13 protein-coding genes and 1 pseudogene are annotated in these 17579 nt (G+C 30.8%); all 14 read left to right on the forward strand.

Annotated features, from left to right (window positions below):
• Window positions 1-675: 675 nt before the first annotated feature.
• The 14 genes and pseudogenes from OW763_RS09605 to OW763_RS09670 all read left to right on the forward strand — a co-directional run bounded on the left by OW763_RS09605 (window position 676) and on the right by OW763_RS09670 (window position 17565).
• Window positions 676-1461, forward strand: coding sequence for an electron transfer flavoprotein subunit beta/FixA family protein (locus OW763_RS09605; protein WP_268040899.1), 786 nt, complete (start codon window positions 676-678; stop codon window positions 1459-1461).
• 20 nt (window positions 1462-1481) lie between these two features.
• The gene (locus OW763_RS09610; protein ID WP_268040900.1) at window positions 1482-2420 is read left to right on the forward strand and encodes an electron transfer flavoprotein subunit alpha/FixB family protein; all 939 of its coding nucleotides are present in this window, start codon (window positions 1482-1484) and stop codon (window positions 2418-2420) included.
• A gap of 75 nt (window positions 2421-2495) precedes the next feature.
• Window positions 2496-3929, forward strand: a complete 1434-nt coding sequence (locus OW763_RS09615) for an FAD-binding oxidoreductase (protein WP_268040901.1) — start codon at window positions 2496-2498, stop codon at window positions 3927-3929.
• Window positions 3930-3991: 62 nt separating this feature from the next.
• Entirely contained in the window at window positions 3992-5134 is a 1143-nt protein-coding gene (locus OW763_RS09620) for an acyl-CoA dehydrogenase (protein WP_268040902.1), read from the forward strand.
• A 300-nt stretch (window positions 5135-5434) separates the two neighbouring features.
• Window positions 5435-5755, forward strand: a pseudogene (locus tag OW763_RS09625) (FAD-linked oxidase C-terminal domain-containing protein); the annotation flags it as partial.
• 446 nt (window positions 5756-6201) lie between these two features.
• Window positions 6202-6987 (forward strand): electron transfer flavoprotein subunit beta/FixA family protein, encoded by a 786-nt coding sequence (locus OW763_RS09630; RefSeq protein WP_268040903.1) that lies wholly within the window; start codon window positions 6202-6204, stop codon window positions 6985-6987.
• A gap of 20 nt (window positions 6988-7007) precedes the next feature.
• Window positions 7008-7946 (forward strand): electron transfer flavoprotein subunit alpha/FixB family protein, encoded by a 939-nt coding sequence (locus OW763_RS09635; protein WP_268040904.1) that lies wholly within the window; start codon window positions 7008-7010, stop codon window positions 7944-7946.
• Between the two features lie 110 nt (window positions 7947-8056).
• On the forward strand, window positions 8057-9490 hold the full coding sequence (locus OW763_RS09640; protein WP_268040905.1) for an FAD-binding oxidoreductase: 1434 nt from the start codon (window positions 8057-8059) through the stop codon (window positions 9488-9490).
• 72 nt (window positions 9491-9562) lie between these two features.
• Window positions 9563-10705 carry an acyl-CoA dehydrogenase gene (locus tag OW763_RS09645; RefSeq protein WP_268040906.1) on the forward strand — a complete coding sequence of 381 codons (1143 nt, stop codon included), beginning with the start codon at window positions 9563-9565 and terminating at the stop codon, window positions 10703-10705.
• Between the two features lie 218 nt (window positions 10706-10923).
• The gene (locus tag OW763_RS09650) at window positions 10924-12582 is read left to right on the forward strand and encodes an L-lactate permease (RefSeq protein ID WP_268040907.1); all 1659 of its coding nucleotides are present in this window, start codon (window positions 10924-10926) and stop codon (window positions 12580-12582) included.
• Window positions 12583-12903: 321 nt separating this feature from the next.
• Complete coding sequence (locus OW763_RS09655) at window positions 12904-14730, forward strand: Ig-like domain-containing domain (RefSeq protein ID WP_268040908.1); 1827 nt, start codon at window positions 12904-12906, stop codon at window positions 14728-14730.
• A 289-nt stretch (window positions 14731-15019) separates the two neighbouring features.
• Window positions 15020-15988 carry a cobalt transporter CbiM gene (cbiM, locus tag OW763_RS09660; protein ID WP_268040909.1) on the forward strand — a complete coding sequence of 323 codons (969 nt, stop codon included), beginning with the start codon at window positions 15020-15022 and terminating at the stop codon, window positions 15986-15988.
• A gap of 32 nt (window positions 15989-16020) precedes the next feature.
• The gene (locus OW763_RS09665) at window positions 16021-16818 is read left to right on the forward strand and encodes an energy-coupling factor transporter transmembrane component T family protein (RefSeq protein ID WP_268040910.1); all 798 of its coding nucleotides are present in this window, start codon (window positions 16021-16023) and stop codon (window positions 16816-16818) included.
• A 21-nt stretch (window positions 16819-16839) separates the two neighbouring features.
• A complete protein-coding gene (locus OW763_RS09670) occupies window positions 16840-17565 on the forward strand; it encodes an energy-coupling factor ABC transporter ATP-binding protein (RefSeq protein ID WP_268040911.1) in 726 nt (241 codons plus the stop codon).
• The last annotated feature ends 14 nt before the right edge of the window (window positions 17566-17579 follow it).

The following is a 17579-nucleotide window of genomic DNA, read 5'->3' on the forward strand; positions in this document are numbered from 1 at the left end:
TACTCGCTATAGGGACAAGTCGTGAAAGTAAAATTTTGTAACTTGTCCCAAAATTATTTTTTGACCTTATACAATTAGGATTAATGTAAAAGATTTTTAATTAAGGATACTCGATTTCAAATATTAAAAAATGAAAGTAATAAAAATATTATAGAGTATTAAGAAATTCTTAAAAATAACAATAAAAATAAAAAAATATATTAAAAGCATTGATTGTTTGGTAATTTTACGTATTAAATTTATATATTTAAAACAATTATGCTTTTTGGTGGTTATTTACATGCAAGTTTGACATTTAACTAACTTTAATGTGAAAAGTAGGCTGAACAAAATAATTGAAAAAAATTTTTTCGAAAAATATTCAACAGAAGGCTTATACAGCTACAACCGATTACATTTTAATGTACGTAAAGGATATGTTAATAAAATAACTATTATAGAAATATTGAACATACTGTGCTAAACTCATAACATACAAATTGGTAGGACCAATAAATTGGTAGGACCAATAAAAATGCTTTTGTAGAAGTTAAATCGAAACAATAGTCATAAAATGGTATTTTATAAAAATTAAAATACACAATGGTTCTATCAAAAAACAGTTTAATAATGTAAATATATAAAATGTAAACATATACAATAATACAAAAGAAAAGTATAAAGGAGAGGAAAAGTATGCAGATTCTTATATGTGTAAAACAGGTTCCAGATGATTCTATTGAAATCCATTTGGCTAAGGATAAGAAAAAACCTAATTTGAATGGAGCAAGTTTGGTAGCTAATGCATTTGATACATATGCATTAGAGTTAGCAGTTCGTTTTATGGAAGCTAATGGAGGAAATGTTAGTGTATTAAATGTTGGAGCAGATGATTCTTTAAACACATTAAAAAATTGTCTTGCTGTAGGAGCTAAAGAAGCATTTTTGGTAAAAGATGATTTATATACAGATTTAGATGCTGTTGGAACAGCTGATGTTTTGGTAGATGCTATTCATAAAATTGAAAAAGACAAAGGTGAAAAATTTGATTTAATTCTTTGTGGAAAGGAATCCACAGATGAAATTACTGGTCAAGTAGGAGCAATGCTTGCTGAAAAATTAGGTACAGGCTTTGTTAGTAGTGCGATTGAAATTAATTTAAAAGATGATGCTATGGAAGTTCATCAAGAAACTGAAGAAGGATATAATATAGTTTCTTTAGAATCTCCAGCTGTAATAACAGTAAGTAAACCAGATTATGATCCACGTTATCCTACTATTAAAACTAAGATGAAAAGCCGTAAGGCAGTGATTCCAACTTATTCAGCAGCAGAAATTGGAGAGGTAAAACAAGCAAAAGTACGTTGCATTGAATATGTTGAACCTCCTAAGAGAGAGGCTGGTATCAAAATTCAAGAGAAAGATGTTACATTGGCAATAAGTGCTGCTATGGAGCAAATGAAAAAAGATAAGGCAATCTAATTAAGGGGGAAAACAAGAGTATGAAAGCATTATTGTTTATTGAAACAGATGGAGAAAAAGTTTTAGGCGGAAGCCTTGAAGTGGTTAGTGCAGTAAAAGCATTAGATGCAGAAGGAACAGCTCTTGTAGTAGGTAATAGGGCTGCTGCAGATACAGTAGCTGCTTTAGGAATTCCAGTTATTTTTGCAGATGCTGCTACAGACTGTGATACTTTGACAGAAGTATTATCAGAAACTGTTAAGGAACAAAATCCAGATATGGTTCTATTAGCCAATACAGCATTGGCTAAAGATATTGCACCACGTATTTCAGGACGTATGAGTTTAGGATGTGTAAGTGATGTAATAGGAATGAGTAAAACTGATGATAAAGTTATATATACTAGACCGGCTTATGGTGGTACAATTTTAGAAAATATCGAAGTAGAAGGCACAGCCGTAGTTACAGTTAGAAATGGAAGTTTCCCAAAACCAGAGGCTGCTTCAAATGCAGGTGTTACAGAGAAAAAAGTAGAAATTCCAGCTGATGCTGTTAAGGCAAAAATTGTTGATACAGTAAAAGAAATTTCTGAATCTGTTAATTTAGAAGAAGCAGAAGTTATTGTTGCTGGTGGACGTGGAATGGGAAATGTAGAAAATTTCAAACTTGTTGAAGAATTAGCACGTGTACTTGGTGGTGTAGTAGGTGCAACAAGACCACCAATTGAAGATGGATGGATTTCTCGTGCACACCAAGTTGGACAATCAGGAAAGATTGTAGCACCAAAACTTTATATTGCATGTGGTATTTCTGGAGCAACACAACATACATCTGGAATATCAGGTTCTAATTATATTGTGGCAATTAATAAAGATGAAGAAGCTCCAATTTTTGAAATGGCTAATTTAGGTATTGTTGGAAATGTAAATGACATTCTTCCAGTTATGATTGAAGAAATGAAGAAAGCAAAAGCAGAGTAAAGGTTTCTCTGCTTCTTAGCTTAAGAATGAAAACAAAAGATGGATTTCATAATAAATTAGAAAGGAATGATTATTATGGCAGAGTACAATAAATTAACAGAAGAAATAATCTCAAAATTACAGCAGGCAGCTCCAGGACATATTTTAACAGGTGATGATATCAATGAAGATTATTCTCATGATGAAATGCCTATTTATGGAAAATCAGCTCCGGAAGTTGTATTTATGGCACATTCTACGGAGGAAGTTGCTGCAGTAGTAAAAATATGTAATGAACATAAGATACCAGTAACTCCAAGAGGAGCAGGATCAGGACTTGTAGGTGGAGCAGTTCCACTTTTAGGTGGTGTTTTAATTGATATTACAAAGATGAATAAAATACTTTCTTATGATTTAGAAAATTTTGTTGTTCATGTTCAACCTGGTGTTACGTTAAATGATCTTGCAGAGGATTGTGCAAAACAAGGGTTATTATACGCTCCAGATCCTGGTGAAAAGTTCGCTTGTTTAGCTGGAAACGTTTCGACAAATGCTGGTGGAATGAGAGCAGTTAAATATGGTGCAACACGTGATTATGTACGTGCAATGACAGTTGTTCTTCCAACAGGAGAAACTACTCACTTTGGAGCTACAGTATCAAAAACAAGTTCAGGTTATAGTCTTGTGGATTTAATGGTTGGTTCCGAAGGTACACTTGGAGTTATTACAGAACTTACTTTGAAAGTCATGCCAGCACCAAAGGTACTTGCTAGTTTGATTATTCCTTTTGAAAATTTAAATGACTGTATTTCTACTGTTCCTAAAATTAAAATGGGAAACATAGAGCCACAAGCATTGGAATTTATGGAAAGAGAAATTGTTCTTGCTAGTGAAAGATATATTGGAAAAAGTGTATTTCCACAAGAACTTGATGGAACAACAGCAAATGCTTATTTGCTTGTTACTTTAGATGCAAGTAGTGAAGATGAGTTAGATAACCTTATTGAGAAAGCTAGTGAAATAGCATTGGAAGAAGGAGCAATTGACGTTCTTGTAGCTGATACACCTGCAAAGATGAAGGATACATGGGCAGCTCGTTCTAGCTTCTTAGAGGCAATTATGGCAGAAACAAAATTATTAGATGAATGTGATGTCGTAGTTCCTGTAAATAAGATTCCTTCTTATCTTGAATTTGTAAATAAAGCTGGTGAAGAATGTGGACTTACTATTAGAAGTTTTGGACATGCAGGAGATGGAAATCTTCACATATACCAATGCAGTAATGATTTAGAAGAAGAAGAATTTAAAGCAAGAGTTGATAAGTTTTTCGATCTTATTTATCCAGAAGCAACAAAATGTGGAGGCCTTGTTTCAGGAGAACATGGAATTGGTAGTGGAAAAATCAGCTATTTAGTAGATAGTGTTGGAGAAATAAATATAAAATTAATGAAAGGTATTAAAAAAGCCTTTGACCCGAATTCTATTATGAACCCAGGTAAAGTATGTTATCTATTAGATAATAACAACTAATAAAACACAATTGAAATACAATTGAAATACAAATATAAAAAAAAGAAAGGTAGGAAATTAATATGGATTTTAAACAAACTGAAAATCACCAACAATTACAAGAAATGTATCGTGAATTTGCAGAAAATGAGGTAAAACCAATTGCAAAAGAAATTGATGAAAGCATGCGCTTCCCAAAAGAAAATGTAGAGAAAATGGCTGAAATGGGCTTGATGGGAATTCCATTCCCAGAACAATATGGTGGAGCTGGAATGGATACATTAAGTTATGTACACTGTGTAGAAGAATTATCTAAATGTTGTGCATCAACAGGTATTATTGTTTCAGTGCATACAAGTCTTTGTGCAACACCAATTTACAACTATGGTACAGATGAACAAAAAGAGAAATATTTAAAACCACTTGCTTCAGGTGAAATGTTAGGTGCCTTTGCATTAACAGAACCTTCTGCTGGAACTGATGCTTCTATGGGAAAGACAACAGCTACATTAGAAGGAGACCATTATGTATTAAATGGTAGCAAGATATTTATTACTAATTCAGGACATGCAGATGTATATGTTATTCTTGCTATGACAGATAAGAGTAAGGGAACAAAGGGTATGTCAGCATTTATCGTTGAAAAAGATTTCCCTGGTTTTTCTGTTGGAACTCATGAATTAAAGATGGGAATTCGTGCATCTGCTACATGTGAATTAGTCTTTGATAATTGCATAGTTCCAAAGGAAAATCTTTTAGGAGAAGAAGGTAAAGGATTTAGGATTGCAATGGCAACTCTTGATGGAGGACGTATTGGGGTTGCTGCACAAGCTCTTGGTATTGCAGAAGGTGCAATAGAAGAAACTGTAAAATATGTTAATGAACGTGTTCAATTTGGACGTTCTATTTCAAAATTCCAAAATACACAATTTGAACTTGCTCAAATGCGTGCAAATACAGAAGCTGCAAAACTTTTAGTATATCAAGCTGCATGTGCAGTGGATGATAATCAAAGATTTTCACATTTAGCTGCTATGGCAAAATTGGTTGCTGCTGAAAATGCCAGCGATGTAACAAGACGTTGTTTACAATTATTTGGTGGCTATGGATTTGTAAGTGATTATCCAATTGAAAGAATGATGCGTGATGCAAAAATAACAGAAATTTATGAAGGAACATCAGAAGTTCAAAAGATGGTAATTTCTGGATGGATGGGTGTTAAATAATAGATAACTAAAATTAAATAAAAAATAGATGTTTAGGAAGATGATTTCCTGAACATCTATTTTTTTATTGGAATATTAAATTTACCCCTAGTTGAGTTTTTATCTGAATTTTCATAGCATTTAGTTATAGCTACATTTAATGCTTTTTCAATGATAACTTCAAAAACCAGTTCTTTTTATTAACTTGATTTTGGTTTCTTTTACCTTTGCATACTAACACTGAAAAGCTTTCAGTGCTTCTTTTTTATTGTCTAACATAAATGTATCTCTAAACTCTTCTTTTAATGTATCTCCCACATGTATACTTATCAATTAGCAAAAGAATTTAATGTTAGAATACCAAGCTTTGGACATGATGGAGATGGTAAATTACAGGTTTATATTTGTAAAGATGAGTTAAATGATGAAGAATGGGAAAATAAATTAAAAGAAATATTTCATTGTATGTATAATAAGTCAGTAGAATTAAATGGATTAGTATCTGAAGAACATGGAATAGGGTATGCTAAAAGAGAATATATGTTTGAATAATATGGAGAATCATATATGACTATTATGAGAGGAATAAAGACAGTATTCGATCCTAAAAATATTTTGAACTCAGGAAAAATTTGTCAATAAATTGGATATGATAGCATAGTTACTTACTATAGGGATAAGTCATGGAAGTAAAATTTTGTGATATTATACAATTATGATTTTTAAAGTTAGTTATATGTAAGTTTTACATTTAACTAACTTTAATGTAAAAAGTATGCTGAACAAAAAAATTGAAAAAAATTTCTTTCAAAAAATATTCAACAGAAGGTTTATATAGCTACAATCGATTACATTTTAATGTACGTAAAGGATATGTTAATAAAATAACTATTATAGAAATATTTAACATACTATGCTAAAATTATGATATACAAATTGGTAGGGCCAATGAATGATACTTTGGTATGACCAATAAATAATACTTTGCTAGAAATTAAATAGAAACAATAGTTATAAAATGGTTCTATTAAAAAGTTTAACAATGTAAACATATACAATAATGCAAAAGTGTAAAGGAGAGGGAAAGTATGCAGATTCTTATATGTGTAAAACAGGTTCCAGATGATTCTATTGAAATCCATTTGGATAAGAATAAGAAAAAACCTAATTTGAATGGAGTCAGTTCGGTAGCTAATGCATTTGATACATATGCATTAGAGTTAGCAGTTCGTTTTATGGAAGCTAATGGAGGAAATGTTAGTGTATTAAATGTTGGAGCAGATGATTCTTTAAACACATTAAAAAATTGTCTTGCTGTAGGAGCTAAAGAAGCATTTTTGGTAAAAGATGATTTATATACAGATTTAGATGCTATTGGAACAACTGATGTTTTGGCAGATGCTATTCATAAAATTGAAAAAGACAAAGGTGAAAAATTTGATTTAATTCTTTGTGGAAAGGAATCCACAGATGAAATTACTGGTCAAGTAGGAGCAATGCTTGCTGAAAAATTGGGGACAGGCTTTGTTAGTAGTGCGATTGAAATCAATTTAAAAGATGATGCTATGGAAGTTCATCAAGAAACTGAAGAAGGATATAATATAGTTTCTTTAGAATCTCCAGCTGTAGTAACAGTAAGTAAACCAAATTATGATCCACGTTATCCTACTATTAGAACTAAGATGAAAAGCCGTAAGGCAGTGATTCCAACTTATTCAGCAGCAGAAATTGGAGAGGTAAAACAAGCAAAAGTATGTTGCATTGAATATGTTGAACCTCCTAAGAAAGAGGCTGGTATCAAAATTCAAGAAAAAGATGTTGCATTGGCAGTAAATGTTGCTATGGAGCAAATGAAAAAAGATAAAGCAATCTAATTAAGGGGGAAAACAAGAGTATGAAAGCATTATTGTTTATTGAAACAGATGGAGAAAAAGTTTTAGGCGGAAGCCTTGAATTGGTTAGTGCAGTAAAATCATTAGATGCAGAAGGAACAGCTCTTGTAGTAGGTAACAGGGTTGCTGCAGATACAGTAGCTGCTTTAGGAATTCCAGTTATTTTTGCAGATGCTGCTACAGACTGTGATACTTTGACAGAAGTATTATCAGAAACTGTTAAGGAACAAAATCCAGATATGATTTTATTAGCTAATACAACATTGGTTAAAGATATTGCACCACGTATTGCAGGACGTATGTGTTTAGGATGTGTAAGTGATGTAATAGGAATGAGTAAAACTGATGATAAAGTTATATATACTAGACCAGCTTATGGTGGTACAATTTTAGAAAATATCGAAGTAGAAGGCACAGCCGTAGTTACAGTTAGAAACGGAAGTTTTTCAAAGCCAGAGCTTGCTTCAAATGCAGGTGTTACAGAGAAAAAAGTAGAAATTCCAGCTGGTGCTGTTAAGGCAAAAATTGTTGATACAGTAAAAGAAATTTCTGAATCTGTTAATTTAGAAGAAGCACAAGTTATTGTTTCTGGTGGACGTGGAATGGGAAATGTAGAAAATTTCAAACTTGTTGAAGAATTAGCACGTGTACTTGGTGGTGTAGTAGGTGCAACAAGACCACCAATTGAAGATAAATGGATTTCTCGTGCACATCAAGTTGGACAATCAGGAAAGATTGTAGCACCAAAACTTTATATTGCATGTGGTATTTCTGGAGCAACACAACATACATCTGGAATGTCAGGTTCTAATTATATTGTGGCAATTAATAAAGATGAAGAGGCTCCAATTTTTGAAATCGCCGATATAGGTATTGTTGGAAATGTAACTGAGGTTCTTCCAGTTATGATTGAAGAAATGAAGAAAGTAAAAGCAGAGTAAAAGTTTTCTGTTCTTTAGGTTAGGAATCAAAACAAAATTATGTATAATTTAATTTAATTTTATGTATATTTGTAATGAAGTTAATAAAAAAATAGAAAGGAATGAGTATTATGGCTGAGTATAATAAATTGACAGAAGAACTGATCTCAAAATTACAGGAGGCAGCTCCAGGACATATTTTAACAGGTAATGATATCAATGAAGATTATTCTCACGATGAAATGCCTATTTATGGAAAATCAGCTCCAAAAGTTGTATTTATGGCACATTCTACAGAAGAAGTTGCTGCAGTAGTAAAAATATGTAATGAACATAAGATACCAGTAACTCCAAGAGGAGCAGGAACAGGACTTGCAGGTGGAGCAGTTCCACTTTTAGGTGGCGTTTTAATTGATATTACAAAGATGAATAAAATACTTTCTTATGATTTAGAAAATTTTGTTGTTCATGTTCAATCTGGTGTTTTGTTAAATGATCTTGCAGAGGATTGTATAAAACAAGGGTTATTATATGCCCCAGATCCAGGTGAAAAGTTTGCTTGCTTAGGTGGAAATGTTTCAACAAATGCTGGTGGAATGAGAGCTGTTAAATATGGTGCAACACGTGATTATGTACGTGAAATGAAAGTTGTTCTTCCAACAGGAGAAATTACTCAATTTGGAGCTACAGTATCAAAAACAAGTTCAGGTTATAGCCTTTTGAATTTGATGATTGGATCTGAAGGTACACTTGGAATTATCACAGAACTTACTTTAAAAATTATACCAGCACCAAAGGTAGTTGCTAGTTTGATTGTTCCTTTCGAAAATTTGAATGATTGTATTTCTACTGTTCCTAAACTTAAAATGGCAAACATAAATCCACAAGCATTGGAATTTATGGAAAGAGAAATTGTTCTTTCTAGTGAAAGATATCTTGGAAAAAGTGTATTCCCACAAGTAATTGATGGAACAACTGCAAATGCTTATTTGCTTGTTACTTTAGATGCAAGTAGTGAAAATGAGTTAGATGACCTTATCGAGCAAGCTAGTGAACTAGTATTGGAAGCAGGAGCAATTGATGTTCTTATAGCTGATACACCTTCAAAGATGAAAGATGCATGGGCAGCTCGTTCTAGCTTCTTAGAGGCAATTATAGCAGAAACAAAATTATTTGATGAATGTGATGTCGTAGTTCCTGTAAATAAGATTCCTTCTTATCTTGAATTTGTAAATAAAGCTGGTGAAGAATGTGGACTTACTGTTAAGAGTTTTGGACATGCAGGAGATGGAAATCTTCATATATACCAATGCAGTAATGATTTAGAAGAAGCAGAATTTAAAACTAGAGTTGGTAAGTTCTTCAATCTTATTTACCCAGAAGCAACAAAATGTGGTGGACTTGTTTCAGGAGAACATGGAATTGGTAGTGGAAAGATTAAATATTTAGTAGATAGTGTTGGAGAAGTAAACATAAACTTAATGAAAGGCATTAAAGAAGTGTTTGACCCGAATTCTATTATGAATCCAGGTAAAGTATGTTGCTTATTAGATGGCAACAACTAATAAAACACAATTAAAATATAATTAAAATACAAATAAAATACAAATATAAAAAAAGAAAGGTAGGAAATTGATATGGATTTTAAACTAAATGAAAATCATCAACAATTACAAGAAATGTATCGTGATTTTGCAGAAAATGAGGTAAAACCAATTGCAAAAGAAATTGATGAAAGCATGCGTTTCCCAGAAGAAAATGTAGCGAAAATGGCTGAAATGGGTTTACTTGGAATTCCATTCCCAGAAGAATATGGTGGAGCTGGAATGGATACATTAAGTTATATACAATGTGTAGAAGAATTATCTAAATGTTGTGCAACAACAGGTGTTATTGTTTCAGCACATACAAGTCTTTGTGCAACACCAATTTACACATATGGTACAGATGAACAAAAAATAAAATATTTAAAACCACTTGCTTCAGGTGAAAAGTTAGGTGCCTTTGGATTAACAGAACCTTCTGCTGGAACTGATGCTTCTATGCAAAAGACAACAGCTGTATTAGAAGGAGACCATTATGTATTAAATGGTAGCAAGATATTTATTACTAATGCAGGATATGCAGACGTATATATTATTTTAGCTATGACAGATAAGAGTAAGGGAACAAAGGGTATTTCAGCATTTATCGTTGAAAAAGATTTCCCTGGTTTTTCTGTTGGAAGTCATGAAATAAAGATGGGAATCCGTGCATCTTCTACATGTGAATTATTCTTTGATAATTGTATAGTTCCAAAGGAAAATCTTTTAGGAGAAGAAGGTAGAGGATTTAACATTGCAATGGCAACTCTTGATGGAGGACGTATTGGTGTTGCTGCACAAGCTCTTGGTATTGCAGAAGGTGCAATAGAAGAGACTTTAAAATATGTTAAGGAACGTGTTCAGTTTGGACGTTCTATTTCAAAATTCCAAAATACACAATTTGAACTTGCTCAAATGCGTGCAAATACAGAAGCTGCAAAACTTTTAGTATATCAAGCTGCATGTGCAAAGGATGATCATCAAAGATTTACACATTTAGCTGCTATGGCAAAATTGGTTGCTGCTAGAAATGCTAGCGATGTAACAAGACGTTGTTTACAATTATTTGGTGGTTATGGATTTGTAAATGATTATCCAATTGAAAGAATGATGCGTGATGCAAAAATAACAGAAATTTATGAAGGAACATCAGAAGTTCAAATGATGGTAATTTCTGGATGGATGGGTGTTAAATAATAGGCACCTAAAATTAAATATATTAGTTTTAATAGCACCTATTATTTAAATAGGTGCTATATTTATAGGTATTATATCTATAAGTGCTATACAAATAAAAGTATAAACAAATTTTGTTTATACTTTTATTTGTACTTGCAGGAATAATCTTAAAATAATAACAATAATATTAAATAAAAGTAGTAATGTAATATTAAAATATGAGGGGGGATCAACAAATGTTAGCTTTAATAGCTTTTTTGCCTATTCTTATTGTTGGAATTTTAATGATAGCTAAAGAATGGCCATCAACAAAGGCTATGCCAGTGGGTTTTATTAGTACATTGATAGTAGCTGCTGTGTTTTGGAAAATGCCAGGAAAATGGATTGCTGCAGCAACAATATGTGGAGCAATAAATACTATTGATATTTTATTAATTATATATGGTGCATTGCTTATTCTAGGAACAATAAGAAAAAGTGGTGGAGTTGATGGAATATCTCATTCTATGGCTACCGTATCTACTGATAGAAGAGTTCAAGTGATTGTAATAGGTTTCTTAATGGAAGCTTTTTTTGAAGGAGCAGCAGGATTTGGAACTCCAGCAGCGGTAGCAGCACCATTGTTGGTAGGGTTAGGTTTTCCACCGTTAGTATCAGCAACAATTGCATTAATTGGTAATAGTGCACCAGTTACATTTGGTGGAGTTGGAACACCTATTATAGGAGGATTTTCAAATTTAAAGGATATAGCTATAGCAGGTGGATATACGGGAGATTTATCAATGTTTTTGAGTCAAATTGGTGCATTCGCAGGAATACTACATTTTTTAGTTGGGACTTTTGTACCACTAGCAATGGTTTGTAGTATGACATTGCTAATTGATCACAGTATAAAAAAAGGGCTAGAAGTATGGAAACTAGCATTATTTGGAGGACTAGTATTTACAGTTCCAGAAGTTTTGATTGCAAATTTTGTTGGACCAGAACTTCCATCATTACTAGGCTCTTTAATTTCTATACCAATATTTGTTAGTGTAATAAAAAGAGGGCATTTGGTACCAAAAAATAATTGGGACTTTAAGCCACATGATGAGTGGGAAGAAGATTGGGAAGGTTCTATAAAGGCTGGTAGTAGTAATAGAGATGAAAATAAACCTTTAATGAGTGCTGCTAAAGCATGGGCACCATATGTATTAATAGGAATTTTATTATTAATCGGACGTTTGAAGTGGTTGCATGTAACACCAATTCTTAAAATGTGGGATATATCATGGAATAATATTTTAGGTACTTCTATAAGCAGAGGAATAAAGCCACTATATAATCCAGGGGTTATTCCATTTATGCTAGTTGCATTAATAATTCCTTCAATGCATGGACTTAATAGAAAAGAAGCTTTTAAAGTTTGGGGAGCTACATTAAAACAAATTAAAGCTACTGCAATAGCATTGTTTTTTGCATTAGGGTTAACTTATATAATGATGAATTCAGGTGCAGCAGCAGGTAGTGATTCAATGTTAATAGTTATAGCTAAGACAGCAGCAGGAGCAGTTGGTGCTGGATGGTATTTAGTTGCTCCAATAGTTGGTATATTGGGTGCATTTATTTCTGGAAGTTGTACAGTGTCGGATATTATGTTTGGAGGATTACAATTTAGTGCAGCTCAGCAAGCTGGTATACCTGTAATTGCAAGTTTAGGTTTACAAGGTATAGGTGGAGCAGCAGGGAATATGATATGTATACACAATGTTGTTGCAGCTTTAACTACGGTGGGACTGGTTGGTAAAGAAGGTAAAGTAATTAAAAATAATATAAAAATTGCATTGGGCTATGGAATATTATGTGGAATTTTTGCATTTATAATTGTAAAGCTATTTATGCCGACATTGTTCTAGAATCGATAAATTTATTTTAAATAGTCTAAACATTCAAATAAAACTTAATCTTAAAATTAAACTTTAAGATTAAGTTTTATTAATGTTAAAGTAGCTATTACGCTACGTTAATAGATGAAATCATGGATAAATTATCTGTAAAAATTTCATGTGAATATTTACCATATAATATAATGAATCCAGGCAAAATATTTGATATAAACTAAGAAAAGTGCTATACACTTTTCTTTTATTATAAAGAGTTTATTATTTACACTTAAATTAGTTAGGGGGTTATAGTATAATAAAAGTAGTATAAATATTAGTATCGGAGGTAATAAGATGAATAAAAAGAAGATTTTTAGCTTGTTGCTAATTTGTTTTTTATCTGTTCCAGTATCCCCATTTAGTTTTTTAGCGCAAAAAGTACAAGCTGTTGAAAGTAATGTATCTTATTTTATGAAAGATAGAAAATCTGTATTATTATTAAAGGATGATAATAAGGGTGTAAGAATATTTAGCAATAAAGAAGGTCATGTTTCTGAATCTTTATTAAAAGATGGAGAATTGAAGGTTATTAATAATGGGATTGCTGGAAACTATAAAGAAGCAGCATTATACAATAATGAATTGTATTTTTTAAGTAAAAACTCAGTATATAAGTTTAAAGATAATAATTTGGAAGAGTATGTGAAAATATCTAGTAATGATTATGACGATGGAATTAAACAATTAATAGATATTAAATTTGATAATAATGGTAATCTATACATTTTAGGTAATAATGTTATTTATGTTATAGATACAGATAAAAATATACATAGAATAAATATACTAGAAATGAATTTGAATGAAGAAATAAGAAACAATAAATTATTAAAAGATAATAGTGGCATAATATATTTAGTTAGTAGAACTTGGGAGAAAAAAGTAAAGCTGTTTAAATTAGATAATCAGAATTGTAGACAGGTGAATTTCAGATTAAAGGATGGAAGGGAACCAGTAAATATATTTCTTAATGAAAATGATGAATTAGAATTTGTATATTATGATGATGAAAATGATTATATGGTATATAAACTTGATGAAAACAATATGATGGAAAAGGATATGAAATTTAATAATCAAGGTTCAAGTATGATGGAAGCTTACAGCGCAATAAATGAACTAAAAAAGACTAAGGCTGGAAAGTTAGTTCTATGGATTGGATCTAATATGCTTTATATAAAAGAAGCAGGTGAGGAATATTTTAAATGTGCTTATGATGTAGCACCAAATGACCATATTACAAGTATGATTACAGGAGCTGATGGAAAAATATACATAGGAACTTATAATGAAGGGATTATTTGTTATGATGATAGTATCAAAGACAGCAGTAGAGATTCTAATACAGATTTACAAAAGGAACCATCGTCTATGCCATCAAACAATAGTAATAGCGTAATTGAAAAAGAAGTTTCAATTGATAAAAAATGGAAAATTAAATTTAATACAGAATTAGATAGTCAATCTGTAAATGAAAATAATATTCTTGTGATTGATGAATATGGGGTAAAGCAGAATGTTAAAATATATTTAGAAAGAGATAGCCGTACTATTATTATAGTTCCAAAGGAAGATTATAAAAATGGACAAGACTATTATATAATTATAAAAGAAACAGTTAAAGCGTTAGCAGGCAACAATTTAGATAAGCCTGTATTGGTGAAATTCAGCACAAAAACAACTGGTGAAAACAAAAATAAAGAAAATATAAAAGAAGATGAGAGTGAAAATAAAAATCAAGAAAATATTAAAGATGAAAATGAAGATACTAAAAAAGAAAATACGGTAGAGGAGAAAAATGAAAATATAGTAGATAGTTCTGAATTAAATGTTAAGTTTGAACTAGTGGAACCCGAAAATTTAGAAAATAGAGAGAAGAGTTTTATTGATTTTATAATCAATGAATGGAAAAATTCAGTAGAAAAAGATGCTGAAATAAGTGGTGTTACTACAAAAGTTGCAAAAGTTGCAATTAAAGATTTTAAAATTGAAGATGATACAGCATATGTATTATTTAGTACAGAAATATTAAATAAAAAAGATGAAAATGTAATTAAAGATACAAGAAATATTAAGTTGAATGCAAAAAAATATGATGGAATTTGGAAAATAGAAAAATAAATAATGTAGCATTTTTATAATATATTTAATTATATGGAACAAATTCTTATGTAAAAACATAGGGATTTGTTTTTTTATGAAGAATTTTAGGAAATGTAAAATATCAAAATGAGAATATATAAAAGATTATCTCATTTTGAGAATAAATAATATCAAAATGAGAATAAACGTTTTTATATACCCATAAATCCTCGAATTATGATAGTTGTAGATTGGTATAATTATTGCTTTAAAATAATAATAAATAAAATAGAAGATTTAAAAAGTTAATCAAAAGGGGGGAAACATAATGCATATTCCAGACAATTATTTAAGTCCATCTACTTGTGCTGTAATGGGTGCAGTTATGATTCCAATATGGAATAATGCAGCAGTAAAAGTAAAACAAGAATTATCTAGGAAAAAGATACCGCTTCTTGGTATATGTGCAGCTTTTTCATTTCTTATAATGATGTTTAATGTACCACTTCCAGGGGGAACTACAGGACATGCAGTAGGAGCTGTCTTAGCAGCAATACTTCTAGGCCCTTATGCAGCTGCTATTTCAGTCACTATTGCGCTTGTTATTCAAGCATTATTTTTTGGGGATGGTGGTATTTTAGCTATTGGAGCTAATTGCTTTAATATGGCATTTATTATGCCTTTTACAGGGTATTATATTTACAAATTTGTAAGAGATAAATTAAAAGGAGAAAAAGGTGAATATATTGCTAGTTTTATTGGAGCATATTTATCTTTAAATATAGCAGCGTTTTTTACAGCTTTAGAGTTTGGAATTCAACCAGTTTTATTCAAAGATGCAGTAGGTATGCCGTTATATTGCCCTTATGGATTTGAAATATCAATACCAGCTATGTTAATACCACATTTATTGATAGCAGGAGTAATTGAAGGAATAGTTACTACAACTGTATATGCTTATGTTAAAAAAACTGTATCATCTGTAATTTATAAAGGTGATTCAACAAGAATGAAACCTATTTATGGATTAATTGTAGCGATGGTTTTACTAGTACCAATAGGATTGTTAGCTACGGGCACAGCATGGGGAGAATGGGGAGAAAATGAGATAAAAAATATGATTGGATTTATTCCAAAGGGAATGAAAAATGGATTTAAAATTGAAACGCTAATGCCTGATTATGCTATTTCTGGGGTTCCAGAGGCTTTAGGGTATATTTTTTCAGCAGTAGTTGGAGTTGGATTTATCTTAATTTTTTTAAAATTTGTATTAAAGAAGAAAAATAATATAGGTTAGGGATTTTAAAAGATTATAAAGTAGGTGTACAAATGGCAGCAGATTGGCTTTTTAAAAAAGATGAATATATACCCCAAAAGGATCACCAGCGATTTTTGGATAAAAGTATTATTTCTATTTTAAAGGTACTTTCTAGAATTAAAAGAAGAGGAATATACAGTGATAAATTCATATATAAACTAAATTCAACTCTAAAAGTACTTTTTACATTTTTGAATATTGTTTTAATAGCGTTATCTAGAAGTTTTATGTATGTTTTATTAGTAGACTTATGGCTTTTAATAGTTGTATTGACTTTAGAGAGTGAAGAAAGAAAAAATATTTTAATTATTAGTATGGTAGTTCCTGTATGTACAATAATAATGTTAATTCCATCATTATTAACTGGTAATGTAAAAAACAGTTTACTTATTTTAATTAAGATAGTGGCAACCATAATTTCTGTGAATTTATTATCCCATACAACTAAGTGGGATAATGTAACAAAAGCTCTAAAGCTTTTATTTATTCCTGATTTGTTTATATGGGTTATGGAAATAACCATTAAATATATTGTTCTTTTAGGAGAATACTCTATTGAATTATTACATGCCTTAAAACTGAGATCAGTAGGGAAAAATAGTAGGAAATATAATTCTTTATCTAGAATTATGGGTAATTTATTTTTAAAATCTAAAGAAATGGGAGAAGAAATGTTTTCTGCTATGGAATGTAGAGGATTTACTGGAGAATATACTGTACCTATTATTTTTAAGTTAAGTAAAAATGATATTTTATATAGTGTAATTAATTTAATTTTTGTAGCAATATTTATACTAACAAGGATGTGAAAATTCTAGGAAGGAGAACGGATGATTGAAGTAAAAAATGTAACTTATAGTTATAAAGAAAGAAATGCGCTTAAAAATATATCAATTAATATAAATGAAGGAGAATCAGTTGCTCTGATTGGTCCTAATGGAAGTGGAAAGTCTACTTTTTTGAAGCTTTTAAATGGAATTGTTTTTCATAAAAAGGGAGAGTATATTTTTGATGGAGAAAAAATTACAGAACAAAAACTAAATAATAATATTTTTTCAAAGCTTTTTCATAAAAAAATAGGATTTGTATTTCAAAATTCTGATACACAACTTTTTTGTTCTACAGTTTATGAAGAAATAGCTTTTGGACTTAGGCAAATGGGATTTTCGCAGGAAGAAGTTAATAAAAGAGTATATGATTGCTTAGAACTTTTAAACATAGAAAAACTAAAGCATGAGGCTCCTTATAATTTAAGTGGAGGAGAAAAAAAGAAGGTGGCTATTGCCAGTATACTTTCTATAAATCCAGAAGTTATAACTTTAGATGAGCCTATGAACGGAATTGATCCTAAGGGGAAAAAATTTTTAAGAGAACTTATGAAAAAGCTTAATGCTTCTGGAAAAACTCTTATTTGTTCTACTCATGATTTTGAATATATAAAAGGAATTTTTAAAAGAGCTATTGTATTTTCCCAAGACCATGAAATAATACGTGATGATGAATATGAAAAGGTTATACAAGATGAAGAATTTTTAATTAGAAATAACATAAAGTAAAAATTAAAAGGAGT

The sequence above is a fragment of the Clostridium aestuarii genome (assembly GCF_026735135.1).
In the GTDB taxonomy this organism is placed as follows: domain Bacteria; phylum Bacillota; class Clostridia; order Clostridiales; family Clostridiaceae; genus Clostridium_H; species Clostridium_H aestuarii.

What these genes read in the sequence shown, in the direction of transcription:
- OW763_RS09615 (WP_268040901.1), top strand. Translation starts at nt 2,496, where the DNA reads ATGGCAGAGTACAATAAATTAACAGAAGAAATAATCTCAAAATTACAG.
- OW763_RS09670 (WP_268040911.1), top strand. Translation starts at nt 16,840, where the DNA reads ATGATTGAAGTAAAAAATGTAACTTATAGTTATAAAGAAAGAAATGCG.
- OW763_RS09655 (WP_268040908.1), top strand. Translation starts at nt 12,904, where the DNA reads ATGAATAAAAAGAAGATTTTTAGCTTGTTGCTAATTTGTTTTTTATCT.
- OW763_RS09645 (WP_268040906.1), top strand. Translation starts at nt 9,563, where the DNA reads ATGGATTTTAAACTAAATGAAAATCATCAACAATTACAAGAAATGTAT.
- OW763_RS09630 (WP_268040903.1), top strand. Translation starts at nt 6,202, where the DNA reads ATGCAGATTCTTATATGTGTAAAACAGGTTCCAGATGATTCTATTGAA.
- OW763_RS09610 (WP_268040900.1), top strand. Translation starts at nt 1,482, where the DNA reads ATGAAAGCATTATTGTTTATTGAAACAGATGGAGAAAAAGTTTTAGGC.
- OW763_RS09665 (WP_268040910.1), top strand. Translation starts at nt 16,021, where the DNA reads ATGGCAGCAGATTGGCTTTTTAAAAAAGATGAATATATACCCCAAAAG.
- OW763_RS09605 (WP_268040899.1), top strand. Translation starts at nt 676, where the DNA reads ATGCAGATTCTTATATGTGTAAAACAGGTTCCAGATGATTCTATTGAA.
- OW763_RS09620 (WP_268040902.1), top strand. Translation starts at nt 3,992, where the DNA reads ATGGATTTTAAACAAACTGAAAATCACCAACAATTACAAGAAATGTAT.
- OW763_RS09635 (WP_268040904.1), top strand. Translation starts at nt 7,008, where the DNA reads ATGAAAGCATTATTGTTTATTGAAACAGATGGAGAAAAAGTTTTAGGC.
- cbiM (WP_268040909.1), top strand. Translation starts at nt 15,020, where the DNA reads ATGCATATTCCAGACAATTATTTAAGTCCATCTACTTGTGCTGTAATG.
- OW763_RS09640 (WP_268040905.1), top strand. Translation starts at nt 8,057, where the DNA reads ATGGCTGAGTATAATAAATTGACAGAAGAACTGATCTCAAAATTACAG.
- OW763_RS09650 (WP_268040907.1), top strand. Translation starts at nt 10,924, where the DNA reads ATGTTAGCTTTAATAGCTTTTTTGCCTATTCTTATTGTTGGAATTTTA.